The organism is Saprospira sp. CCB-QB6 (genome assembly GCF_028464065.1).
Classification (GTDB): domain Bacteria; phylum Bacteroidota; class Bacteroidia; order Chitinophagales; family Saprospiraceae; genus Saprospira.
The window spans coordinates 1,947,738-1,972,524 of the sequence record NZ_CP116808.1 but is presented as its reverse complement, the minus strand read 5'-3'; the positions used below and the strand labels follow the sequence as shown (position 1 = coordinate 1,972,524).

The window sequence follows — 24,787 nt, the reverse complement described above, 5'->3', positions numbered from 1 at the left end:
CTGAGATGTCGGCAATTAGTTGGCTAGTAGGGTTCGGGCCTCGGCCAAAGAGATGCGTTTGCCATTTTTGTAAGCCACCACAAAGGCGCCATCAAAGCCTTTGCTGCGCCAAAATCGCTGAGCTTTAACGGCTTCGAGCATAGAGGGGTAATTGCCCGTTAAATATTTGTAAAGGCCATCTTCCTGTTCTTCTTCTAGCTCTTCTACGCTGCTCCAAGGCGCTTTATGAACGGCAATAGGTTGGGGCGAAGCGCCCAGCTGCACCCGCAACTGCAAATTATTGGTTTGATAGCCATTGCCTTTATCAATAATTTTTTTGTAGCTGCGAATCGCTCTAAAAATGGCCGAGGCCAAATAGGCCTGCCCTTGGTCCGAATTCAGGTATTTTTCTTCGGCTGCATTGCTCAAAAAGCCCGTTTCGACCAAAACAGAGGGCATATTGCTGGCTCGGAGGACCACAAAACCGGCTTGTTTGACCCCTCGGCTTTTTCGGCCCACTCTTTCCTTAAACTGCTCCTGAATTTTTTCGGCCAAAAGCACACTTTGGCTGATGTACGCATTTTGGTACATCGACAACATAATATGTCCCTCCGGAGAATTGGGATCATAGCCGCCATAACGCTTTTGGTAATTATCTTCGAGCAAAACCACCCGATTTTCTCTTTTGGCCACATCTAGGTTTTCCTTGGCTCGGTGCAAGCCCATGACAAAAGTCTCCGTTCCCTGAATGTTTTTTTTATGCTTGGGCAAAGAATTGCAATGCACAGAGATGAAGAGATCGGCCCCTAGGCGGTTGGCAATTTCAGAGCGCTCGTGCAAGGGCACAAAAACATCGGTGCTCCGGGTATAAACTACCTTGACATCGGGCAGATATTTTTTGATATAGCCCCCCAATTTGAGGGCAATTTTGAGGGCCACTTCTTTTTCCTTGGCCTTAGCGCCAGAAGAGCCATTGTCCTTACCGCCATGTCCCGCATCAATGACAATCGTGCGTAAACCCGACTTTATCGCAGGCCCCTCTTTTTCTAGGGCAATCTGCGGCAAGAAGCAATAAAACAACAATAAAAATAGGCTGAATAAGGGCCGCTGGCCCCCCAAACTAGGCAGTGCAAAAGGCATAAGTCTCTCTTTTTAAGGGGCAAAAATACAGCTTTGTGAGGCGAAAAAAAAGCGCAGGAGCTATTTGCTCCTGCGCTTTTTGCATTCCCTATACCGGATGCTCCTCTTCTTCCTTGAGCTCATGCCGCAATTCTTGCAGCTCTTTGCCCAAAAAGTGGCCAATAGCCGTTCTGAGGACCACGATAATCCCCAAGTTAAAGAGCTCATCGAGCTCTGGACTCACCACCGAATGAACAATATCCGAAACAATCAAAAAATCTAAGGCAATTATAATATAACTGCCCAATACATTCCGAAGCGCAAAAATTTCAGAGGCTTCTTTTCGGCCACGCAAACGATCCCACTCCAATTGTAAAAAGAGCAGAAAGCCACGTAAAAAACCAATGGCCAAAATAGCTATCCCCACTACATCGGCAATGCGTTCTAGCCATTCAAAAATCTCTACCATCAAACTCGGATGATGGCTTTCAGCCTCTGGACTAGCCCAAAGGAGTTGCGGAAGGACCACAAGCAAAAGTAGCCCAAATAATGATTTAGTTTTCACAAGTAGTTTGGCAGTTGATGGTTCAATGACGAAAATAAGACATCTCAAAGGCCAATTTTTGTAGCGAATATCACATAAAAAAACGCGCCTTCAAACTATCCAAATAATCATCAGGATGCTTGTTATCTTCTATGATTTGACGCAAAACCGCATAAAGCTCCTCCCCTAGCAAAGCCACACGCTCCGCCGATTCTTCAACCTCCTCATAAGCCATATAAAGCTCCATTTTAGCCTCATTGCTCTTTTCGTCTACAAAATCTTTCAGTGCTGCTAGACAGTTTGTTTTATACTTAGACATGTTGATCTGGGGCTGCTCCTGGGTTTACATCAAAATATTTATCCATCAACTGGGGCTTAATGTCTGTCGCATAAACCCAAGCACGGCTAATGGTCGCAATCACCTCGCTTTCATCCAAACCACGTACTTCCCGAATGCTCTTGATCGCCAAAAGGTCCTTAAAAATACCAAAGGCCATCCCATACATATTATAGTTAAACTCCAATACCTCCCGATAAAAAGGCACCGTCATCTCCGCTGGAATCTGCAAAATGGGCGTAAGCACCTGAAAATAAGTATCCTTATGATCTTCCTCTTCAATTTCCCAACAGTCAATCCAAATTTCTTGCTGCTCTCGGGCAATCGTCCAAGACCCAGCCTCTTTTCCCTTACATTTTTCAGGCTCCAAACCCAATTTTTCCAAAGCGCCCTCAATCAATTTATAGGCTTCTTCAAGATTTTGCATCTACTTTATTTTTTTACAATGATGAATGGGGCACAAAGATAGGTCTTTTTTTATGCCTCTTCCATTGATTTTTATTTTTTTGGGGCTGCCCCGCCCTGCGGGCGGGTCGGGCTGTTTCGCAGCTCGCTATTCGCTCGGCCCTGCGCCGCCAAAGGCGGCTGGGTCTGGCCCTTCGGGCCACTGCTGTCCATCCCTCAGCCAGTCGCTTCGCTCCTCTGCGGCGGCTTTGCCGCCTTCGCCAAAGGCAAAAAAAGAGCTTGTTCGTTCAGAACAAGCTCTTTTTTTTAAGGACCAAAGATTTACTCTTCGTCTTCCTCTAGCACTTCTACACCGGCCATCACACGATCCACCAAAACACGACCACAGTGCTCACAGATAATAATCCGCTTGCGCTGGTTAATTTCAAGTTGTGTTTGTGGAGGAATATGATTAAAGCAACCACCACAAGAGTTACGCTCTACAGTGACTACCGCCAATTTGTTTTTGTAAGCGCCACGGATACGGTCATAGGCCTTAAGCAAACGCTCTTCTACCTTTTTGCGTGCCCGCTGAATCTTGCGATCCAAGCTCTTTTCTTCTTTCTCCGTTTTAACGATGATTTTTTCAAGCTCGGCCTTTTTGCGATCTAGTGCTTCTTGTTTAAGCTCAAAACGCTTTTGAGCGGCCTCTAGCGTAATCTTCTGGTTAGAGTGTTGGACCTTAGCCTCTTTGATGCGCTTATTAGACAATTGAATGTCCAACTTCTGCAACTCAATTTCTCGGCTGAGGGCATCATACTCTCTATTATTGTTTACATTTTCTTGCTGTTGGCCATACTTTTCAATAAGGACCTCAGCTTCTTTGATGGTATTCTGGTGCTTGCTAATTTTTAGCTCCGTAGCTTTGATATCCTCGCTCAACTTATTGACACGAGTTTCTAGGCCCACGATTTCATCTTCCAACTCGCTCACCTCCATAGGTAGCTCGCCCTTCAGACGCTCAATATCGTGCAGTTTAGAGTCTAGTTCCTGCAGTTCAAATAGATACTGTAGTTTTTCTTCCACAGGGACATTAACAGTCTTTTTCTTGGCCATGCTTATAAATAATTTACAGGATTAGTACGTACGGTCGTTTTGTGAACCGTAAAGTTAGGAAATTTTTGGCTGATTAACTCATAAAACAGTTCAATTGTAAACTGCTCAGACTCATAATGGCCCAAATCAGCTATAATTAGTTGGCCATCGGCATCAAAAAACTCATGATATTTATAATCAGCCGTGACAAATACGTCTGCTCCAGCGCCTTTTGCAGCCCCTAGCAGAAAGCTTCCCGCTCCACCACAAATGGCAATTCGCTGGACCTTAGGCTGATGAATATGGGTATATTTCACACAATCGGTGGCCATACTTTGCTTCAAAGATTTTAGAAAAGCAAGGCTATCTTGGGCCTCGGGCAGCTCACCAACTACCCCAATTCCCACTTCTTGATGGGCATTTTCTAGGGCAATGAGTTCGTAGGCAACTTCTTCATAGGGATGGGCCTTTTTCAAGGCAGCCAAGACCTTATTTTGTAGCTGTTTGGGCAAAATTACTTCTAATTTGTGCTCGGCCTCGTAATGGCGTTGTTCTTTTTGGCCCAAATGCGGCTGGCTCTGGGCATTCCCTTTAAAGCTACCCTGGCCTTTCACTTCAAAGCTGCATTCACTATAATTTCCGATTTGGCCAGCTCCAGCGGCAAAAAGAGCCTCACGAACCGCTTCCAAATTTTGGGCGGGAACATAAGTCTGCAACTTGAGCAACAAGCCCTTTTTGGGCGATAAAATGCGGAGATTTTTGAGGCCCAATTTCTCTGCAATTTTGGTATTTACACCTTGGCGCAGCATACTATCTAAATTTGTGTGCGAGGCATAAATAGCAATATCGGCCTTAATGGCCTTAATCAGAATGCGTTCAATATAGCTATGTCCATTAATTTTCTTGAGGCCAAAAAACACAATGGGATGATGAGCAATAATAAGGTTGCAGCCCTTAGCAATAGCTTCATCCACCACCTCTTCTAGGCTATCTAGGCAAAGAATAGCGCCTGTACAATCCCAGTTTTTTTGGCCCAAAATAAGGCCTGCATTATCGTAAGACTCCTGATAAGCGGGAGGAGCTACTTCTTCTAGGAATTGGACAATTTCGGCAATTTTCATAAATGATCATTTTGCATCAATTCAATAAACAGCAAAAAGGGTAACAGCGAGCTGCTACCCTTTTTGGGATATTCGGAAAATGGTTTTCGGGCTTAGCCGTTTTAAAAGCCCGCAGGGCTTATTGGCCTAGCGATGTGCAGCAGTGGCCGTCAGGCCAGACCGAGCCGCCGAAGGCGGCACAGGGCCGAGCGAACAGCGAGCTGCGAAACGTAGCGCCCGCCGAAGGCGGGAGGCCCCAAAACCACTAAAACAGTCTAGTACTTCCAGTTGCGATTACGTCCGCCATCACCTTCTGGTTTAGGCGCTTCTGTTTCGCCATCTTCCGCGATGTAGAATTCTACACGGCGGTTCATAAAGTGTTCTTGCTCGCCAGCAGCAGAGGGGATCAAGTTAGAGGCCTCTCCGTTGAACTTAGCGATAAAGCGGCTGCGATCAATTTCGTATTGGTTTACAATATAATCAATAGCCGTCATGGCGCGGTTATAAGATAGGCGATCATTGTACTCATCGCTAGCGCGAACGTCGGTATGACCGTGTACAACTACTTTAAGATCGGGATAAGCCTGCATTACGCGAGCGATATGGCGGAGTTGCTCATAGGCTTCTGGGCGCAACTTATACTTATCGAGATCAAAGTGGATCATAGGCAAATACCAATCGTTGAGCATACCTTTTCCGCCACCACCTAAAGGATCAAAAGTTTCGTCACCGATTACGAGGCGTTCGTTATCGCCAAGTACTTTTACATCTTCGGGAGTAAGAGGTTTAGGCACAGCGGCCACCCCATCTTCGTCCACTTTGTATCCGGGAGGAGAGAAAGGTTCTTTATCGAGGTGATCGGGAATATCATCGCCATCAGAATCCATAGTACGTCCCTTAGTATCTACGATAGCATTTTCGGGGGTATCGGGTTCTTCATCAATTTTGTTGGGTACACCATCATTATCATCATCATTGAAAAGATCGTCATCCAACTTCTTTTTAAGATCAGCTACATCAGACATGGGGTAAACCAAGGGGTTCACGAACCAAAGCGGCTGGATGCGCTTATCCTTTTTGCCCAAGTGGAAACCTAGGCGGATAGAAGTGTAGTGAGGAATATCAATATTTGAGGTGAAGTCACCTGTTTCGTTTTTCTGTTTGGCATCGATATAGTCATCTACAGAGATAAACCCTTGATGTTCTAGGGCCAAAGAGAGACGAGGTGTAATGAGATACTCTAGGCTAAGTCCCACATTCATAAAGGGATTTACAGCCATTTTCTTTCCATCTTCGCCAAAAGTAAAGATGTTATTGCTATTCTGTTGTGCAGAAGTTTCGTAATCATCATCTAGGATACCTTTGATGTTGTTACGTACCTCGCGGCGGCCAGAAAGCGTAGACAAATCGATAGGATCGCCATTAGCATCTAATGCTACGCGGCTAAAGTCATAGGCATTGCCGTTTGCATCTAGTGCATTTGTGGTGGTGCGATACATGTTAACCCCCAAACCAATAATTAGGTTAAGGCTCCACTTATTGCTCTTCTTGTGAAACTTGATGTTATTCAAGTTGAAGACCGACTGCAAAGAAAGTGCGTGGTACTGCGGAATTTTATAGTTCGAGTAGAAGACCGTGTTAGGCCCAGCATATTGAGTTGTAAAAGGCTCAATATCTTGGTAGGCATTTTGGCTAGAAGCCTGATAGTTCAAACCACTAGCTTGGCCAAACATATATTCCGCTTTTAGCGACATTACATAGCCTAGTGATTTGCGAACATGAACGCTAGCGCCCCAGCCGAACTGCGATTTAACATCGCCGCTAACGAGGAAGCTACCTGCGCCTACGCCCAATTGCCACATGTCGCGTGGACGACCGGGGAACTGGCTTTCGCCTTTTTTCCACTCAGCATGTTGGCTTTCATATTTTTTAGAGACAAATTGGTCATCTGTCGGGTTCACAGATATTTGTCCCTGAGACGGAGTCCAGACCCCAAAACTTAGGGCAAGGGCCAAGGCTCCTTTCATGAGGTGTTTAGTAATTTGCATATACGTGTTTTTTATCCACAATAATGATATAGAAAATGATTAGCAGATTCGCATGGGGTCAAATCTGCTAACAAATATAATTTGGCTTGTAAAATTAGGCTTTTTCTACTGTTTTTCAAGTGAATAAAACAGAAAAAGCGCAATCTTCATATAATACTATAACGACTTATACGTTAAAAAAGATTAGGTCAGTTTTTCTAGGGCCAAAGTGAGTGCCGTAGTAGAGAGCTGATAAGGCGAATTATTTCTCGCTTTTACCTCTTCTAAGGCCTGACGAATTGTCCAGGAAATGTCCTCAAAAATAGCGGCATCTGTCAAGGCTTCGCGGCTTTTCATCAAGTAGGCAAATACGCGAGCCATTCCACAGTTGGCAATAAAATCAGGAATCAAGCTAAGTTCTTCGTCTGTTTGCTTGGCTGTTGGACCAAAAAAGACCTGATCATCTACAAAGGGAACATTCGCCCCGCAAGACATCACTTTAAGGCCTCCTTTCTGTAGACGCTGCACTTGCTCTGCGGTCACTAATTTTGAAGCTGCACCCGGAATAAAAATATCCGCAGGAACATCCCAAATAGCTTGCTGAGCTTCTTCAAAAGGAATTAGTTGCTCAGATTGTAACTTATTGCCCTTCTTGTTTAGGAATAAGTTGACCACTTCCTCATAACTCAATCCCTCTGGCGCAATTATCCCGCCTGCAACATCAATAATTCCCACAATTTTCGCTCCATTTTTTGCAAAATAGAAGGCTGCAGCCGAGGCAACATTCCCCCAGCCCTGAATAATTACTTTTTTATCTTTTACAGACTCTCCATGATATAAATCATAGTAATGCAAAACGGCCTCTGCAACCCCATAACCAGTAACCATATCAGCAATAGCCAATTTTTCTTCGGTTTCTGGAATATAGTTAGGGTCCTCAATAATTTTTGAAACGCCCAAACGCAATTGGCCCAAAGCCGCAATGCGCTCACCGCCCGTAGGCTGCAAATGCCCATTGACAATCCCTTCTTGTGGGTGCCACAAACCCAAATCTTGCGTAATTGGAATAACATCCTTGAGCTCATCCACATTCAAGTCGCCTCCCGTTCCATAATAGTTTTTCAACAAAGGAATTACGGCCTTATACCAGCGCTTCAAGACTTCTTCTCGTCTAGGGTCATTAGGATCAAAGTTGATTCCCGATTTTGCGCCCCCAATATTAGGCCCACAAACCGAAAATTTAACTTCCATGACCTTGGCCAAAGAAATAACCTCTTCTTTGTTCAAGCCTTTGCGCATGCGAGTTCCGCCCCCAGCAGCGCCCCCTCTCAAGGAGTTAATAACGACCCAGCCTTTGGCTTCGGTTTCTGCATCAGACCACTCAAATACGATTTCGGGGGTCTGCTCTTTGTACTGTTTTAGTAGTTGTTCCATAGCTTCTGAAATTTTCGGCCAAGATAACGATTTCAATAGGCATTCAACTTAACCCCTTCCGATTCTTAATCATATTTTAATTTTATTTTGTTTTTTTAGGGGCCTCCGCAGCAAAGCTGCGGCGCTATGTTGCGGGGCTCGCTCTTCGCTCGGCCCTGCGCGGGCTTCGCCCGCTGGGTCTGCGGCTTCGCCGCCCCCCTTCACAGCGCTAGGCCCGCCCCTCGCCTGGCTTTTTGTTTTTGCCCTTGGCCCATTTTCATCTGCTTACTCATTAATTATATGCTTAGTTCTAGTTGTATCCCCTCCGCTCTTCAAGCCGCTCAATTTTCTGATTGGCAATTGGGCGCCCAAATTCGCCAGCTTTCTTTTTGGACCCAAAAACAACAACCCGCCCCACCTTCATTAATTTTAGTCAGTTTAGGCCAACGCCCCCAACAAGAAGGCTTCCGCAAAGCACTTTATAGTTTGCAGGCTATTTTTCCCAGCCAAAGCCAACTCATTCTAGATTTGGGCTATTTGCCCCATCCGCAGGCGCTCTCTTTTGTACTGGAGCAGCCTTTGGTCCAAAATAGCTGCTTGCTCCTACTCGACCCCGAAGAGCAAGCCTTCCCAACATTAACCAAACAGCTCAACAGCAAGGCCTCTAGCATCATTGACCAAAACCTCATTTATCAAGAAGCGCAAAGCAGTTACCTCAACCAGCTACAAATCAATGGCAATTTTGCCTTTTTGGGCTACCAAAGCCATTATTGCCCAAAAAATAGCTTAATTAGTCTGCAAGAGGCTGGGGCCTGGACCCAACGATTGGGCCTCCTTCAAAGCCAACTTTCTGAAATAGAGCCCAGCTTTAGAGAAAGTCAACAGCTGCTTTTTCGCCTAAATAGTTTGGCCCAAAATGGCTTTTTAAATCCCCAATCTCCAGAGCCAAATGGTTGGACCAATAAAGAGGCCTGCCAAATTATGAGCTATGCTGGCCTTTCAGACAATATTCAGTTGCTCTGTCTCCAAAACTTCCGAGCAGATTATCAGGCCTCTCCCCTAGCGGCAAAACTATTGGCCCAAATGTGCTGGTATTTTTGGTCCGCCTTTAAAGAACGATTGGCGGAGGGAATTCCCCCACTGCATGAACTGAAACGCTATGCCCTACAACTGCCTCAAGACAATCTTCCCCTCTCCTTTTATCAATCTCTTCGTAGTGGTCGCTGGTGGTTTAGTCTAGACAAAGAAGAGGAAAATGCCCGATTGTTAGCCTGCAGCGAAAAAGATTATCTCTTGGCTTGTAAGGGCCAAATTTCGGAACGCATTTTTTGGTCCGCTCGACAGCTTTAAAAAAAATGCGATCAACTGCCTAGAGCAGTTGATCGCATTTTTAGCGTTCCCCACAGCATCGGCTGAGGGATGGAAAGCAGGGCCGCCGAAGGCGGCAGACCTAGCGGGCGAAGCCCGCGCAGGGCCGAGCGACCCGACCAACGGGAGCCGACGCAGCGAAGCAAGTAACAGCGAGCTGCGACACAGCCCGACCCGCCCGAAGGGCGGGGCAGCCCCAAAACATTAATAAATTAAGGCAAAAGTGCTTTAAAAGCAGCGTAACCGGCATTGGCTTTGGGCGTAGTTGAGCAACCTAATTCCGCAGCTCGATCGTTGATATCTTGAACCCGGTTGTCTGGATTCGGGTGCGTGCTCAAAAAAGCAGGCGTAGAGCCCGATTGGCCTTGATCAATTAATTTCTGGAAAAAAGCCGAAGCGCCATTAGAGGCATATTCGGTATCGCAAAGGTAATCCACAGAATGATCATCGGCATCGCGCTCATGGCTACGGCTAAAGCTCAAGCTCGTAAGATTAGTCACAATTTGGGCCAACATACCTGGATCATCTCCAGCTAAAACCGAAAGCAAAGTGCTAATGCCATAGGCTTCCGTCATTTGCTGTGTAGAGTGACGTTGGTCAGCATGGGCAATTTCGTGGCCCAAAACGCCTGCTAAATCATCGGCATCATCTAAAAACTTTATTAATCCAGTGTAGACATAAATGTAACCTCCTGGCGCACAAAAGGCGTTTAGGGTATTATCATCTTGAATGATATAAAGATCCCAGCCAAAGTCGCTGCGATAATTAAGCTCATCCGAAGATAAAATCTCATCTCTCATATCGTAGAGATATTGGTAGGCGGCTTCATTGCCGGCATAGGGAAGCAAGGGATATTCGGCGGGATTTGCGTCAATTTCCGTCTTGAGCTGTGCGCCAAACTCCTTATCTTGTTCTAAGGTAAAAATGTTAATGCCTTGGTCCTTTTTGCAAGCAGAAGAACCCAAGAGCAAGGCCACAAACATTAGGGCCAAAGAAAAATGCTTATACATAGGGTATTGTTTTTGGGCTAAAAAAAAAGACTGAACTCTAGCCAAACTAGAGTTCAATCGACAATTAAGATTGTGCTTAGAAAAGCTCAATAAATATACCGTAATTATTTACGGGCCAAGACCTTTTTAGCAGCTTCGATGACATTTACGGCATCTAGGCCATATTTAGTCATAAGTTCGGCAACGGTACCACTTTCACCAAAGCTATCCTTTACGCCCACCATTTCGATAGGAGTAGGAAGTTTGCGGGCCAAAAGGCCGGCGATGCTCTCGCCCAAGCCACCATAAATGTTATGCTCTTCAGCAGTAACGACGGCCTTAGTTTTGGCTGCAGAAGCCAAAACTGCCTCTTCATCTAGGGGCTTGATCGTATGAATGTTAATTAGTTCGACACTAATGCCTTCTTCAGCTAGGGCTTTGGCGGCCTCTACGGCTTTCCAGACCAGGTGTCCCGTAGCAAAAATGGTCAAATCCGTTCCTTCAGCCATCACCAAAGCCTTACCCAACTCAAAGGGCATATCTTCGGTAAATCGGGGCCAACCTGGGCGGCCAAAACGAAGATAAACGGGACCATCATGATCGGCAATAGCAATAGTTGCGGCCTTGGTTTGGGCATAATCACAAGGATTAACGACCGTCATCCCAGGCAACATCTTCATTAGGCCAATATCTTCTAGAATTTGGTGCGTGGCTCCATCTTCCCCTAGCGTCAATCCCGCATGCGAAGCGCAGATTTTCACATTTTTATGTGAATAAGCAATGGACTGGCGAATTTGGTCATACACTCGGCCAGTGGCAAAGTTGGCAAAAGTAGCCGCATAGGGAATTTTGCCTGCTGTAGCCAAACCAGCCGCTAAGCCCATCATATTGGCCTCGGCAATTCCAACTTGAAAAAAACGCTCAGGATGTTCCTCAATAAAGGCATCCATTTTTAGAGAGCCAATTAGATCAGCGCAAAGGCCCACAACATTGGGATTCGTTTGGCCCAAAGCCTGAAGTCCATCGCCAAAACCGTCGCGGGTCGACTTTTTGCCGATGCTTTTAATATCATTTAGCATAGCTATATATAATTAATAGTACGGTTCTAGAATTTGGTTAATAATCGCCCAAGGTTTCGGGCAATTGGGCCAGTGCATTGGCCAATTGTTCATCAGATGGCGCCTTGCCGTGCCAAGCATGTGTACCCGACATAAAATCGACCCCATGCCCCATATCTGTTTTCAACAAAAGAACAACAGGTTGGCCTTGACCACTTGCCGCTTTGGCCTTGGCCAAATAGTCTAAAACAGCAGCCATATCATTGCCTTTTTCCCCAATCAAGACTTTCCAGCCAAAGCTTTCCCATTTGCTGGGCAAATTACCTAAGCTAAGAACATCATCATTGCTGCCGTCAATTTGCTGGCCGTTCCAGTCTACGGTCAAAATGACGTTATCTTGTTTGTTGTGCGCCGCAAACATAGCCGCTTCCCAAATTTGACCTTCCTGCAATTCGCCATCCCCACAAAGGGCATAGACCAATTTGCTATCGCCATCCATTTTTTTGGCCAAAGCAGTTCCCAAAGCCACAGAAAGACCTTGGCCCAAAGAACCAGATGCTACCCGAATGCCCGGCAAGCCCTCATGCGTAGTGGGATGCCCCTGCAAACGGCAATTAAGATGACGGAAAGTGGCCAATTCTTCAATAGGAAAATAGCCCGAACGAGCCAAAACACTATACCAAACAGGAGAAATATGCCCATTAGACAAAAAGAAGAGATCTTCATTTTTGCCCTCCATAGAAAAGGCTGGATTATGCTCCATTTGCTGGAAGTAAAGGGCCGTAAAAAATTCTGCACAGCCCATAGAACCACCAGGGTGGCCACTTTGCACTGCATGTACCATCCGCAAAATATCACGGCGGACCTGCGTGGCCATCTGCTCTAAATATTGAATATCTGCCATTAATTATTGAGTATGTAGTGAGAGAGTTGTTTGTCTGAATAAATAAAATAGGAGAAAGGCTAGCGCAAAGGCCGCTGCAAATCAGCAAAATCATTCTCTAGCTGATTGATCGCCGCCCCAATTGGATACTGCTGCAAAATCCCCGAAGGCAAAGGCTGCAATAAACGAAGAGCATCTGATAGCTCTTGAGCCACCAACCACTGCCGCAAATCTTCTCCATCCAATAAAAGGACGGGCATTTGCTCTTGCCCCAATGCCTGCAATTCATTATTGGCCGGCACCGTAATCAAGCTAAAAGTTTTCAACAATTGCCCCCCGGCCCCTTCCCAATGTTCCCAAATGCCCGCAAAGGCCATGAGCTCTTGATGAGGCAACAAGATGCGATGCGCCTGACCACTTTTTTCCCAAACGTAAAAACTATCGGCAAAAACTAAACAACGATGCTGCCGTATCGGCATACGGAAAGAATGCCGCTTTTCAATTCCCTCCGCCTTAGCCGTCGGAAAACTCAGCCCAATGCCCGGATCTTTGGCCCCTCTAGGTACCAGCCCCCAGCGATAAATCTGCAGTTTAGTCGATTTATTCGTCAAGACATAAGCATTGTTCCCCGGCCCAATATTATAGGAGGCCTGTAGAGGCTGCGCTACATCTATATTAAATACTCGCTTCATCCGAGTTCGACCGGCACTAAAAGAAAAACGTTCGCACATCTTATTCGTCAGTTTGTTTTGCCCAACAAATATAAACGATTTAGGCTGTTATTAGTATGTAGGCCGAATTTTCTACACTTCTGCTGTTTTTTGGGGCCCGCGGCCGCCCTTTATATTGGGGCGGCCGCCGCTATGCTTCGCAGCTCGCAAGTCTGCTCGGCCCTGCGCGGGCTGCGCCCGCTAGGTCTGGCCTGCGGCCACTGCTGCGCAGCGCTGGGCCATGGCTCGCTTCGCTCACAGGCGGCTCCGCCACCTTATACAGAATAACCCAATTTGGCTTACCCCCTAATTTTTACGCAAATAATTTACAACTTTAAATTTTATAACCAAAAACAGAAATGTTTAAGATTTCACCCTAACAACAAAGCCTTAAAAATGGTTCAAAGCCCGACCTACAGAGTTTCCCACGTTTTTCCACGGACTTTTCCACGACACTCACTTAAAACAAAAAAATGTAGCGCAAAACAACTCCAAACAGCTCCCCCCCAAACAGGGTTATCAACATTAAATAAATAAATATGTTTAGTAAACTAATTTACAATAAATTACAAAATAGGTTTTCCACAAGGGTTTGTGAATAAGTGGGCTATTTATCCACATTTTATCCACAATGCTTTATCTGCCCGTGTATAAAACTTGTGCAAAACTGTTCAAAAGTCTCAAATTGTGAATAAGTGGCATTTTACCCACATAGTTTTCCACAGTAAAATGGGCTATTTTGGACCAAAATAAAATCCACAACCTTAAAATTGTGGATAAGTCTGATTTTCGTGGAAAAGTATCTAAAAAGCCGATCCTAAAACCTTTTTATTTTTTAGTCGCTGTGTATAATTCCGTGGATAAACTCAAAACCTTGTGGAAAAGTTAAATTTAAGCTCTTCTTCACAACTGGAGTTATCCACTTATCCACAGCCCTAATGATAATAAGAGATTTTTTAAAAATTTTTTTTATTTATAATTTATAAGAGGAAAAGCGCTCAAAAATCTGCTGCGACAAAATGTTTTAATTTTTGTTTCTCTGGCCAAGGAAGCGCTAGCAGGATTCAAATTAATTTTAGAGCAGTTTGCTTGACTTCAAATTCAAAAAAATAGCAGACTTATCCTCGATGTGGAAAAGTTTTGTGGAAAAGCGCTCTTTTAGGTTAAAAAATTCAATCTGGGCAAAAGGTAAGAGCAAAGCGATTAGCTTCGCAAGCTGCGGAACGACAACAAAACCTTTAGGTTGCAGTTCGACGACCAAAGGGAGTCACCGCCGCCTCAGAATATCAGCGGAGGCCCCAAAAAAGAAATTAAATCAAAAACTGTTCTTTGGAATAAATCTAAATAGTTGAATTCTCAACTGCTTAGGCGGCGCATTGTTCAAAATGGGGAAGAAGCTCAGAAAAAGACTGTATTTTTGGGCCCCTTCTTATTAAGCTAACAAAAGCATTATTCAGATGGAACATAAAAAATTGCGGCTTCCCAAGGCCGTCAGCCTTTGGTTATTGATTGGGGTAGTAATGGTATTTGCGCAGGTGGTAATTGGTGGAATCACGCGTTTGACGGATTCTGGTTTGTCGATTACCGAGTGGAATGTGATTAAGGGCGTTTTGCCGCCGATAGGAGAGGAGCAGTGGACTGTTGCCTTTGAGAAGTACCAAAAACACACGATTCAGTATGAGAGTATTCATGCGGATATGACGCTTTCGGAATTTAAGTTCATTTATTTTTGGGAGTATTTCCATCGTTTGTGGGCGCGAAGCATGGGCTTTGTTTTTCTGTTTCCCTTTTTGTATTTCTGGCGTAAAAAATGGCTACCTGCAGGCCTAAAGAGAAAGTTGGGTGGGGTGATTGCCTTAGCAGCTTTAGCGGCTGTTTTTGGTTGGATTATGGTTAGTTCTGGCTTGAACACCGAAGAATACGTTTGGGTAAATGCCTATCGATTGACCACACATTTGTCTATTGCAATTAGTTTGTTGGCCTTATTATTTTGGGCCAGTTTAAAAGTTTGGCAGCCAGAGACCCAAGATGCTTATCATCGGGTATTGCGGAAGCGGGCTTGGCAAATCACAGCTTTAATTGGCCTACAATTGGTCCTTGGTGGCTTGATGTCGGGCATGAAAGCAGGTTATGTAGCGCCTCATTTTCCGCATATGGATGTGGCCGCAGATGGGAGTTGGCAGTGGTTCTCAGATGTTTTATATCAATCGGAAGAATGGAAATGGGAAAACCTGTTGCGCTATAACAAAAATGCCTTTGCCCCAGCTTTAATTCAGGTTTTTCATCGCTTTACGGCTTATGCTTTAGCGATATTGATTCCCTTATTGGCTTGGCGGATTCATCGCTCTAAGGTTTCGGCTCGCTTGAGAGGGGCCAATATTCTTTTGTTGTTCGTATTGGCTATGCAGATTGGTCTGGGCATTTTTACCGTGATAAACAGCTTGGGCGGCTCTGAAATTTTCCCAACTCTAGGCGTTTTGCATCAGGCGGGAGGAATGTTGCTCTTGTTGGCGATGTTGTACCTCAATTATCAGTTTAGTGAAGGAGGTTATTTGGCTAAAAAAAGTCTGAAAACGACAAAAACAGAGGCGGAAACAATAGCTTAACAAATTTATATACGAAAAGGCAGGCTGAAAAGTCTGCCTTTTGTTTTTTTATTTATATTTTCGTGTATAAATAAAGTCGACCTCATGTTAGAACCTCTATTGCAGTTATTTTATCCCCGTTTATGTTTAGCTTGTCAGCGGCAGCCCTTGCAGCGGCAGCAGAAGGCCCTTTGTACGGCTTGTCAGTATAAGATTAAGCCTACGAATTATCATTTATTGGAAGAAAACCCCGTGGCTGAGCGCTTTTGGGGGCGCTTACCTATTGCTAGGGCGAGTACGGCCTATCATTTTGTAAAAGGAGGGCTTTTGCAGCGCTTGATACATGAATTAAAATATGGGCATCGGCCAGAGATTGGAGAGGAGTTGGGGCGAACCTATGGGCAATTATTGGTTCAGGAGCCATTTTGGAAGTCAGTGGATTATATTATTCCGGTCCCTTTGCATCCTAAAAAGCGGCATCAGCGGGGCTACAATCAGGCGGCGCGATGGGCGGCAGGTTTATCGGAAAGTTTGGGGGTGCCTTGGTCTGAGAAGTTTTTGTTGCGGGCTAGTTATACCGAAAGTCAAACTAGAAAGAGTCGAGAAGAGCGTTTTGCCAATGTTTCGGAAGCCTTTGTTTTGCGGCAGGCCGATAAGTTGCGGCATAAGCACATTATGCTGGTGGATGATGTGATGACGACTGGGGCCACTATTGAGGCTTGCGCAAAGCATTTATTGCAGGCTCAAATTTCGCTTAGTGTGGTTTGCATTGCTTTGGCGCCTTAGTCTTGAAGGGGTTGGAGTTGGAGAATGGCTTGAGCTAGTTGTTGGTCCATCAGGTGAGCAGAGCTTTGGAGCGCCTTTAAGATGGTTAATTGTTCGGCTTGGCTTTTATTTTGGCTAATTTTCAGGCAAAGGTCAATATCTGTTACTTCAATTTGGAAGGCCAGTAATTCGCCAGCTAAGGCCTCTAAGTATTGATTAGGGAGCTTTTCCCATTGCGTCCAATAGCTGGGCTCAAAAGCCAAAATACTCTCTTCTAGCAGCTGTTTTTGGGCCAATTGGTCCAACACGGATAATTGTCCTCGAACTTGTAGGGCCAAATAGTTCCAAGTGGGGACATTTCGGGCATGTAGATAATGTTTGGGGGAGATATAGGCATAGGGGCCTTGAAAGTGGATCAAAACCTCTTGTTTGTCCTGCTTTAGGAAGCTTTGGGCCTGTGGATTGGCTAGGGCCAGATGGCTTTTGAGTAGGAGAGGACTAGACCAAACAAAGGGCAAGGCAGTAGCCCAAAGTTGGCCCTCTTGCTGAGATTGCAAAAGGCCAAAGGGATATTGCTCTTTCATCCATTGAAGTTGAGCAGGAGAATTGCTCTTGAAGCTTTTGGGAATATACATAGGCAGTAGAATTAAATTTGGAGCGTACAGGCCCGTAGGGCCGCAGGCCTAGCGATGTGCAGGGGTGGCCGAAGGCCAGACCCAGGCGGCTTTGCCGCCGCAGGGCCGAGCGAACAGCGAGCCCCGCAACATAGCGACCCGAGGCCGAAGGCCGAAGGGGCAGCCCCAAAAAAAAAAAAAAGCGCCAGCCCAAAAGGGCCAGCGCTCAAAGCTTATTGACGAGGGCTAAACATCTCGAAGCGAGTTGGTTTGCGACGTCTGGGGAAGTAGTTGTTTTCCCGTTCTACATCGGCAGTTTCTAGGTAAGGATCCAAAATAAATTCCTTGATTTCCTTTTCAGTAACAAAGACTTTAGAGACCTTATCGCTATTGTAGCGCCAAACTTCGGCGGGAATATAGCGGACCTCAGAGCTACCGTCTACATATTTTAGCTCGATGATAATGGGCATCACTAGGCCACCCACATTTTTGAAATCGACCTGATAGTAGTTGTAATCTTTGGCCAAAACTTCTTTTTCTTCGGCGCTAAGATTTTGGTAAGCAAAGAGGGAATTGCGCTGTGTTTCCTCATCTACGCGGTATTTGTCGCGATCATTGTATTTGTCGCGCAGGTCTGGATAACGCTCCATAACCGTTTCTTTGACCGATTCCTTGTTGCGGATATCGCCAATGTAGGTGGGATCATCAGCATCCCAGATTTTTTGCATGCTCATCTCTTGCTCTGGGTTGAAGGTGTTGAGATGGTAGTGCTTGATTTCATCTAGTGAAATATCCACATGATCGGTGCCATAGAACCAACCTCTCCAAAACCAATCGAGATCTACCCCAGAAGCATCTTCCATGGTGCGGAAGAAATCTGCGGGAGTGGGGTGTTTGAACTTCCAGCGGTTAGCATATTCCTTAAAAGCATGATCAAAGAGCTCGCGGCCCATGATGGTTTCGCGCAAAATATTGAGGGCCGTAGCGGGTTTTCCGTAGGCATTATTGCCAAATTGTAGGATCGATTCAGAGTTGGTCATGATGGGAACGATACCATTTTTATCGCCGCCCATGTAATCTGTGATTTTGTAGGCAGGACCACGGCGAGTGGGGTAGTCGCGCTCCCATTCTACCTCGGTGAGGTACTGCAAAAAGGTATTGAGCCCTTCATCCATCCAAGTCCATTGACGCTCATCAGAGTTCACGATCATGGGAAAGTAATTGTGTCCAATTTCGTGGATAATCACGCCAATCATGCCGTATTTTAGGCGCTCTGAGTAGGTTCCATCAGGACGAGGGCGGCCATAGTTGAAGCAAATCATAGGATATTCCATCCCCGTAAAGTTCGCATGGCTAGAAATGGCTACAGGGTAGGGGTAGTCAAAAGTATACTTAGAGTAGGTCTTGAGGGTGTGTACAACCGCACGAGTCGAGTATTTGTCCCAAAGGCCCATACACTCTTTAGGGTAGTAAGAAATGGCTAGCACATTGCGATCGCCAAACTGCACGCCTTGGGCATCCCAAATCAACTTGCGAGAAGCCACAAAAGCTACATCACGCACATTAGAGGCATAGAAGCGCCAGGTTTGACTGCCTTCGCCTTTTTTGCTTTCATTGGCTTTGGCCTCCTCTTCCGTAATAATGAAAACGGGATCTTTGGCCGTTCTAGCTTTTTCAATACGCTCACGTTGTGTTTTGCTCAATACATCTTTGCTGTTTTGCAAAACACCTGTTGCGCCCACGATAAAGTTTTTGGGGACGGTAATCTCTAGGTTGAAATTACCAAAGCTGAGCGTAAATTCGCCACGGCCCAAAAACTGCTTATTTTGCCAACCATCTACAGCGTTGTAAGCACACATCCGAGGATAAAACTGTGCAATATTGTACATGTAGTTATCATCTTCAGGGAAATATTCATAACCTGAGCGGGCACGAGTTTTAATCCCATCATTGATATTATACCACCACTTCACATCAAATTCAAACTTTTCGCCAGGTTTTAGTGGACGGTCAAGATCAATGCGCATCATCGTTTTATTGATGGTATATTTTAGGGTTTCGCCCTTTTTGCCACTTACTTGTTCAATCTTAAAGCCCCCATCAAAATCATTGAATAGCTCCATAACTTGATAGCTATACATTTGAGGGTCAAGCTTTTGACTTTCTGTAATTTGTGCGTCAGAGCCTTTGGCGCGGACATTTTGGTCCAATTGTAACCAAAGGTAGCTTAGTTCATCGGGCGAATTATTGTAGTAAGCAATACGCTCCTTACCATAAATTCGTTGCTTTTCATCATCCAAACGAACCTGAATATTATAGTCCGCTCGCTGCTGCCAGTACTGATGCCCTGGGGCTCCAGCCGCATTATGGTATTGGTTAGGCGTGGGCAACTCCTCATAGAGCTGCTTAAATTTTTCATGAGCACGCTCTTCTTGTGCCCAGCCATACTGCGCCAACAAAAAAAGGCTAAGTATAGCAAGTAGTGATCGTTTTAGCATAATTGGAAATATCTAAATTTAATAAACGAGATGTTCTGTTTTTGGGGCCTCCTGCCTTTGGCAGGCGCTACGTTTCGGGGCTCGCTATTCGCTCGGCCCTGCGGCGGCAAAGCCGCCTGGGTCTGGCCTTCGGCCACCCCTGCACATCGCTAGGCCGTTTGGCCTTCGGCCATATTTAGCCAAAAAATAGCTCTGCGCCTTTTTCTAAACAAAGCAAAAAAGCAATGCCCGCTACGGCCGAAGAAACTACTAAGGTCCAGTCTCTTTGGGCTTTTTGGCCCAATTCTACAAAGATATAGTTAAAGGCAAAACAGGCGGCAACAATCAAAAGTTGTCCAATTTCTAAGCCTAAATTAAAGCCCAAAAGGGGCATCAATAGGCTTTCATTGGCCACTAAAGTCTCTTTGAGAAAGTTGGAAAAGCCCAAACCGTGAATGATTCCAAAGGCGGCAATTAGGCCATAAGCCCAGTTTTTATTGATTTTAGCCCCTCTAGCTGAGGGCGGATAACTGATATTTTGGATACAGCTAGCCATAATACTCACTGGAATCAAGAACTCAATAAGTGCAGACCAAACCGGAACAATTTCAAAGGTGGCCAAAGCCAAGGCAATTGAATGTCCAACAGTAAAGGCCGTAACCAAAATAGCTACGGTCCGCCAATCGCGTATCCGCCAACTAGCACAAATGGCAATGATAAATAGAATATGGTCATAGCCATAGGGGTCTGTGATATGCTCTAACCCTAACTGAAAGTAGAGGCCAAAATTCATGTAGTCGTTTTAAAATGGTGATATATTTGTTCTTCAAGATCAAATTTAATGTACCAAGTTTTTATAAAATACAATCAAAAATACGACTCAGATGCCTAGCTTTTTGACAATTAGTCTAGTTTGTTCGATTTTATGGCCCTTTTCTCTATCTATGCCTGCTGAAATGCCAGAAAATGAAGAGCATCCTATTTATCTCTCTTTTGCCGAAATCGATTATAAAGAGAAGCAACAAGCCCTACAGATCTCAATCAAGCTTTTTGTAGACGACTTTGAACAACTTTTTTCTAAACGCTTAGGAGAAACTGTTGAAATTGGCACCGATCGAGAACATCCTCAGGCCAACCAACTACTAGCCGATTACATTGAACAACATTTTCAGCTGAAGGCCGATGGCCAAACGATAAAGTATAAGTATTTGGGCAAGGAAATGGGCGAGAAGCAAAATATCTATGAATGCTATGTTTTCTTAGAAGCTAAAAATCTATCGCCCTTTGCTCATCTGACAATTAATAACAGCCTATTAATTGATGAGCATTTTAATCAATTGAACTTTGCCGCCTGCCATACCAAAAATAGAGGATTGCAAAAAGTAATTAGCCGAAAAGGGGAGGAGGTCCAAAAAGTGAAATGGTAATTAATTTAATTAATTCCATGAAATGAAATTACTTTTCCACAGAACCTTGCTTGCTGATTTGTGGAAAACTGAATGTGGAAAACTTTTAATAGGGGTTTTCCACATTTTATTTTTGAGGTTTTCCACAATTTGTTCCACGTGGAACATGTTGATAAGTTTTTGTGGAAAATCAGAATTTTGCTCAAATGCAAAATTGTAGACAGGCCGAAACTTACTCACAATTAAGTTGTGGAAAACCCGAATTGATTGTGGAGGAGAATAGTGTTCCACGTGGAACAATCCAGGTCGTGGAAAAACGTGTAACATATCCACAATATTTTTGTGGAAAACCAGTACAGCTGTGGAAAACAAAGCCTGTTCCACGTGGAACATTTTGTTGTCGTGGAAAAACGTGGAACATATCCACAGTTTGCTGTGGATAACTTAGGTTTTTTTGTGGAGAATTACCAGTTTAAAAATGGAGCTGAGCCGATATTCTGTTCAGCTTTTTTTTCTGTGCGATTCTCAGCGTTTTGAATTTTTGGTCCAATTAGCCATTGAGCGAAGTCCTTTTGCCTTAACGTTGATGTTTTCGGCCAGGAGCGAGTCGGCTGAGAAGCTGGAGCAGGGCGGCGAAGCCGCAGACCGAGCAAAATGAGCGCAGCGAAATTTTGCGAAGGGCCGAGCGAACAGCGAGCTGCGACAGAGCCCGACCCGCCCGTAGGGCGGGGCAGCCCCAAAAAAAGAGGAAGCAGATATGATCTACTTCCTCTTATATAATTTCTAGGGCAAAGAGATTATTCAATAATGGCCCCTTCTTGGTCAATGCTTAGGATCCAGCTACTGACTCTTTGTTTTTTTGCTTTATACTGGGCCAAAATAGCGGTTTGCGCTTCTTCAGCTTTTAGTGTATTATTGAAAAGGGCGGCGATTGCGGGGCCTTGGCCACTATAATGGCAGCTAAGTCCACCTTCTGAACGAACAATTTCCTGAACTTCTCTTAAAAAGCTGCCTTCTTCGGCCCAAGCTTGGGGCCAAAGGGCATCCTCCAGCAGTCTAAAGTCGCTATAATTAAAGGCCCAACTCAAGGCAGAGAGGGCTTGTAGGCTGCTTTTCCCCGTTTTGAGTAAAATTTCTTCCACATGGGCTTTATCGGCTTTAATTTTTGGGGCAAAAACCAAGAAATAAAGGCCTTTTGGGAGGGCCATGCGGCGCCATTGGCAGGGCGATTCTTGAACAATGAGGTTCCAGCCTCCATATAAACTAGCCACAAGATCCTCGGCAGCACAGCCCGAAGCTAGGGCAGGAGGCATCAATTCTTTGGGCATTAGTGGACTTTTAAGCTGTTTGTTGAGTCCATATAGGCAAGCAGCCACCAAAGCGGCCTCATTGCCAAGGCCTAAACCAAAAGGAATCTTCTTGCGAACTTCTAATTCAAAGCCCAAATCCTCTGTTTCCACGCCATAATCAGCTAAAAGCGCCCAAAAAGCGAGGGCGGCCTTGCCCATAGCGGTCTCGGCTAGGTTTCGGCTAAGTTGTTTCTGGTCTCCAGTGATTTCAAGGAGCTGCAAACCGACCTTTTGGCTAGGACGGATAATCACTTCATCGGCTAAGCCTTCTAGGGCAACGGCCATGCAGCCAGGCCCAAAAGATAATTGGCTCAAACTTGCGGGCGCCTTGATTTTTACGCCCAATTGTGCTTTAGACATCGATCGATTATATCTTAAATCTCAAAAAATAGGGAGGGCTAGCCTCCCTGAACAATGTACAAAGTTTTCCTAACTTTGTGGACTTAGATTATCATACAAAAGTACAGCTTATATGCTATCCTCCAGACAATTATTTTTACAACATTTGGCCCAAACCTCTGATGCTCCTTTGGCACTAGAGATTGATCGGGCCGAGGGAATTTATATGTATGGCCCTACAGGCAAGTCCTATATCGACCTTATTGCGGGCATTTCGGTCTCTAATTTGGGCCATCGACATCCCAAAGTGATGGCCGCTATTGCCGCTCAATCAGAGCGCTATTTGCATACTTTGGTCTATGGAGAGTTTGTTTTGAGTCCACAGGTACAATTAGCAAAATATTTGGCGGATTTACTGCCCAAGTCTTTGTCTAGCTGCTATTTTGTCAATTCTGGAACAGAAGCGACCGAAGGGGCGATGAAATTGGCCAAGCGCTATACTGGTCGGGCCGAAATTATTGCCTGCGAAACCTCTTATCATGGGAGTAGCCAAGGGGCCTTGAGTTTGATGAGTAGCGATTTTTTTACTGCGCCATTCCGTCCTCTTTTGCCCAATATCAATCATATTGCCTTTAATAGCTGGCCCGATTTGGACAAAATTACAGAAAAAACGGCCGCTGTGATCATTGAACCTGTACGGGCCGAGAAGGGGGTGGAAAAGCCCTTAGAAGGCTATTTAAAGGCCCTTAGAGCGCGTTGTACAGCCGTTGGCGCCCTACTGATATTTGATGAAATTCAGGTAGGCTGTGGCCGTACGGGAAGCTTTTTTGCCTTTGAGCAGTTTGATGTGGTTCCAGATATTCTCCTTTTAGCCAAAGGTTTTGGAGGCGGAATGCCTATTGGTGCTTTTATCGCTAGCCAAGAGATTATGCAGGTGCTTAGTCATAATCCCTTTTTGGGCCATATTACTACTTTTGGCGGGCATCCACTTTGCTGTGCTGCCGCTTTAGCCAACCTTAAAGTACTTAAAGAAGAGTATGAGGAGCTAATTGGGACGGTTAAGGAAAAAGAAGCCCTTTTCTTAAGCTTACTCAAGCACCCTAAAATTAAAACTGTGCGTTCTGCTGGGCTATTGATGGCGGTTCAGCTCTCTAGCTATGAACAAACTAAGGCCGTTATCCTTAATTGTATGGAAAAAGGCTTGATTTCAGACTGGTTCCTCTTTAATGATTCGGCGATCCGAATTGCGCCACCACTTATTATTACTCCTAAACAAATTCATCAGGCGGTAGAGATTGTCTTGGCTGCTATTGATGAGGTAGATGGTCCAACTTATGACGAGAATAACTAAAACTGCAACCCAAGGCTTTTTATACCTTTTGCCCATCTGGGCAATCGGGATGATTTTGGGCCAGTTGGGGCTGCAACTCATTGCTTCAGCTTATGGCGTTAGTGATCTAATGGGCCTAATTGATAGTTTAGCCACTACCGATCCCCAACCCAATGAACTCGCTGGCCTAAAATGGGGTAGCTTGTTTAGCCATTTTTGTGGCTATACTTTGGTGGCTTTGGGCTTTAGCCTGATTTGGAAACCCCAAAAAGCATTGGACTTTTTACTGCTCAATCGCTCTGCTAAGTTTTGGACCTATTTGCTTTTGCCAGTTTTAGCGCTTTGCCTTTATCCTATTGCTATGCAGCTCTATGCACTCAATCAGATGATTACACCAGAAAGCTGGATCGCAAAAGAGACCATTGCTTTGCAAGAAAAGTTGATGAGTATGAATAGCCCCATAGAGCTAATGACTAACTTTTTGTTGGTGGGCTTGGCGGCTGGAATAGGAGAGGAGCTCCTCTTTAGAGGCATTTTGCAACGCCTACTCTCTCAACTCACTAAGAATTTAGACTTAGGCATTTGGATTGCCGCTTTGCTGTTTAGCCTGATTCACTTTCAGCCAGAGGGCTTTATCCCTCGCTTTTTATTGGGGGCACTTTTAGGCTATAGTTTGCGTTGGACGGGCAGTCTTTGGACGCCTATTTTGCTGCATATCGCCTTTAATTCCTCTCAATTGTTGCTCTATTACTATTTTGCAGACCAAATGTCTGAGCAAACCGGCTTAGAGCTACCCACTTATTTAGGCATTTTGGCTTATCCTTTGGCTTTTGCCATTTGTTTTTTACTCTATAAGGGGCATAAAAAACAAGGGGATATTCAGGCCGATGATTATTTACCTTACTAATTTATAGCT

General features: G+C 45.0%; 22 protein-coding genes. 6 read left to right on the top strand and 16 right to left on the bottom strand.

Annotation, left to right across the window (positions count from 1 at the left end):
* Positions 1-15: 15 nt before the first annotated feature.
* The 8 genes from PPO43_RS07730 to PPO43_RS07695 form a co-directional block, all read right to left on the bottom strand.
* A complete protein-coding gene (locus PPO43_RS07730; RefSeq protein WP_272621231.1) occupies positions 16-1,119 on the bottom strand; it encodes an N-acetylmuramoyl-L-alanine amidase family protein in 1,104 nt (367 codons plus the stop codon).
* Positions 1,120-1,207: 88 nt separating this feature from the next.
* The gene (locus tag PPO43_RS07725; RefSeq protein ID WP_272621230.1) at positions 1,208-1,711 is read right to left on the bottom strand and encodes a DUF1622 domain-containing protein; all 504 of its coding nucleotides are present in this window, start codon (positions 1,709-1,711) and stop codon (positions 1,208-1,210) included.
* A gap of 22 nt (positions 1,712-1,733) precedes the next feature.
* Positions 1,734-1,961, bottom strand: a complete 228-nt coding sequence (locus PPO43_RS07720; protein WP_272621229.1) for a hypothetical protein — start codon at positions 1,959-1,961, stop codon at positions 1,734-1,736.
* A complete protein-coding gene (locus PPO43_RS07715) occupies positions 1,954-2,406 on the bottom strand; it encodes a YbjN domain-containing protein (protein WP_272621228.1) in 453 nt (150 codons plus the stop codon). The genes PPO43_RS07720 and PPO43_RS07715 overlap by 8 nt, the downstream gene beginning before the upstream one ends.
* 299 nt (positions 2,407-2,705) lie before the next feature.
* On the bottom strand, positions 2,706-3,479 hold the full coding sequence (locus PPO43_RS07710; protein WP_272621227.1) for a zinc ribbon domain-containing protein: 774 nt from the start codon (positions 3,477-3,479) through the stop codon (positions 2,706-2,708).
* Between the two features lie 2 nt (positions 3,480-3,481).
* Complete coding sequence (locus PPO43_RS07705; RefSeq protein ID WP_272621226.1) at positions 3,482-4,579, bottom strand: Nif3-like dinuclear metal center hexameric protein; 1,098 nt, start codon at positions 4,577-4,579, stop codon at positions 3,482-3,484.
* A 254-nt stretch (positions 4,580-4,833) separates the two neighbouring features.
* On the bottom strand, positions 4,834-6,606 hold the full coding sequence (locus tag PPO43_RS07700) for an OmpA family protein (RefSeq protein WP_272621225.1): 1,773 nt from the start codon (positions 6,604-6,606) through the stop codon (positions 4,834-4,836).
* A 183-nt stretch (positions 6,607-6,789) separates the two neighbouring features.
* Positions 6,790-8,019 (bottom strand): Glu/Leu/Phe/Val dehydrogenase dimerization domain-containing protein, encoded by a 1,230-nt coding sequence (locus PPO43_RS07695; RefSeq protein ID WP_272621224.1) that lies wholly within the window; start codon positions 8,017-8,019, stop codon positions 6,790-6,792.
* Positions 8,020-8,298: 279 nt separating this feature from the next.
* Between PPO43_RS07695 and PPO43_RS07690 the strand changes: the two genes are divergently transcribed.
* Positions 8,299-9,348: an arginase gene (locus PPO43_RS07690; protein ID WP_272621223.1), complete on the top strand. Its 1,050-nt coding sequence runs from the start codon at positions 8,299-8,301 to the stop codon at positions 9,346-9,348.
* Between the two features lie 230 nt (positions 9,349-9,578).
* Here PPO43_RS07690 and PPO43_RS07685 read toward each other — a convergent pair whose 3' ends face one another.
* The 4 genes from PPO43_RS07685 to PPO43_RS07670 all read right to left on the bottom strand — a co-directional run bounded on the left by PPO43_RS07685 (position 9,579) and on the right by PPO43_RS07670 (position 13,027).
* Positions 9,579-10,376, bottom strand: coding sequence for a M48 family metalloprotease (locus PPO43_RS07685; protein ID WP_272621222.1), 798 nt, complete (start codon positions 10,374-10,376; stop codon positions 9,579-9,581).
* A 104-nt stretch (positions 10,377-10,480) separates the two neighbouring features.
* Positions 10,481-11,434, bottom strand: coding sequence for a transketolase family protein (locus tag PPO43_RS07680; RefSeq protein ID WP_272621221.1), 954 nt, complete (start codon positions 11,432-11,434; stop codon positions 10,481-10,483).
* 37 nt (positions 11,435-11,471) lie between these two features.
* On the bottom strand, positions 11,472-12,317 hold the full coding sequence (locus PPO43_RS07675) for a transketolase (protein ID WP_272621220.1): 846 nt from the start codon (positions 12,315-12,317) through the stop codon (positions 11,472-11,474).
* A gap of 59 nt (positions 12,318-12,376) precedes the next feature.
* Complete coding sequence (locus PPO43_RS07670; protein ID WP_272621219.1) at positions 12,377-13,027, bottom strand: SOS response-associated peptidase; 651 nt, start codon at positions 13,025-13,027, stop codon at positions 12,377-12,379.
* A gap of 1,436 nt (positions 13,028-14,463) precedes the next feature.
* On the opposite strand from PPO43_RS07670, the gene PPO43_RS07665 reads away from it, so the two are divergent.
* Both PPO43_RS07665 and PPO43_RS07660 read left to right on the top strand, forming a co-directional pair.
* Positions 14,464-15,612 (top strand): COX15/CtaA family protein, encoded by a 1,149-nt coding sequence (locus PPO43_RS07665; RefSeq protein ID WP_272621218.1) that lies wholly within the window; start codon positions 14,464-14,466, stop codon positions 15,610-15,612.
* A gap of 84 nt (positions 15,613-15,696) precedes the next feature.
* Positions 15,697-16,377 (top strand): ComF family protein, encoded by a 681-nt coding sequence (locus PPO43_RS07660; RefSeq protein ID WP_272621217.1) that lies wholly within the window; start codon positions 15,697-15,699, stop codon positions 16,375-16,377.
* Here PPO43_RS07660 and PPO43_RS07655 read toward each other — a convergent pair.
* From PPO43_RS07655 to PPO43_RS07645, 3 genes are all read right to left on the bottom strand, one after another.
* On the bottom strand, positions 16,374-16,991 hold the full coding sequence (locus PPO43_RS07655) for an FMN-binding negative transcriptional regulator (RefSeq protein ID WP_272621216.1): 618 nt from the start codon (positions 16,989-16,991) through the stop codon (positions 16,374-16,376). The two genes, PPO43_RS07660 and PPO43_RS07655, sit on opposite strands and share 4 nt — an antisense overlap.
* 212 nt (positions 16,992-17,203) lie before the next feature.
* On the bottom strand, positions 17,204-19,468 hold the full coding sequence (locus tag PPO43_RS07650; RefSeq protein WP_272621215.1) for a M1 family metallopeptidase: 2,265 nt from the start codon (positions 19,466-19,468) through the stop codon (positions 17,204-17,206).
* A gap of 175 nt (positions 19,469-19,643) precedes the next feature.
* Positions 19,644-20,240 carry a HupE/UreJ family protein gene (locus tag PPO43_RS07645; protein WP_272621214.1) on the bottom strand — a complete coding sequence of 199 codons (597 nt, stop codon included), beginning with the start codon at positions 20,238-20,240 and terminating at the stop codon, positions 19,644-19,646.
* 91 nt (positions 20,241-20,331) lie between these two features.
* Here PPO43_RS07645 and PPO43_RS07640 point away from each other — a divergent pair, with 91 nt between their 5' ends.
* Positions 20,332-20,874, top strand: a complete 543-nt coding sequence (locus PPO43_RS07640) for a DUF6702 family protein (protein ID WP_272621213.1) — start codon at positions 20,332-20,334, stop codon at positions 20,872-20,874.
* 776 nt (positions 20,875-21,650) lie between these two features.
* Here PPO43_RS07640 and PPO43_RS07635 read toward each other — a convergent pair.
* Positions 21,651-22,562 carry a GHMP family kinase ATP-binding protein gene (locus PPO43_RS07635; protein WP_272621212.1) on the bottom strand — a complete coding sequence of 304 codons (912 nt, stop codon included), beginning with the start codon at positions 22,560-22,562 and terminating at the stop codon, positions 21,651-21,653.
* 112 nt (positions 22,563-22,674) lie between these two features.
* On the opposite strand from PPO43_RS07635, the gene PPO43_RS07630 reads away from it, so the two are divergent.
* Both PPO43_RS07630 and PPO43_RS07625 read left to right on the top strand, forming a co-directional pair.
* Complete coding sequence (locus PPO43_RS07630) at positions 22,675-23,892, top strand: aspartate aminotransferase family protein (RefSeq protein WP_272621211.1); 1,218 nt, start codon at positions 22,675-22,677, stop codon at positions 23,890-23,892.
* Positions 23,876-24,778 carry a CPBP family intramembrane glutamic endopeptidase gene (locus tag PPO43_RS07625; RefSeq protein WP_272621210.1) on the top strand — a complete coding sequence of 301 codons (903 nt, stop codon included), beginning with the start codon at positions 23,876-23,878 and terminating at the stop codon, positions 24,776-24,778. The genes PPO43_RS07630 and PPO43_RS07625 overlap by 17 nt, the downstream gene beginning before the upstream one ends.
* Positions 24,779-24,787 lie beyond the last annotated feature (9 nt).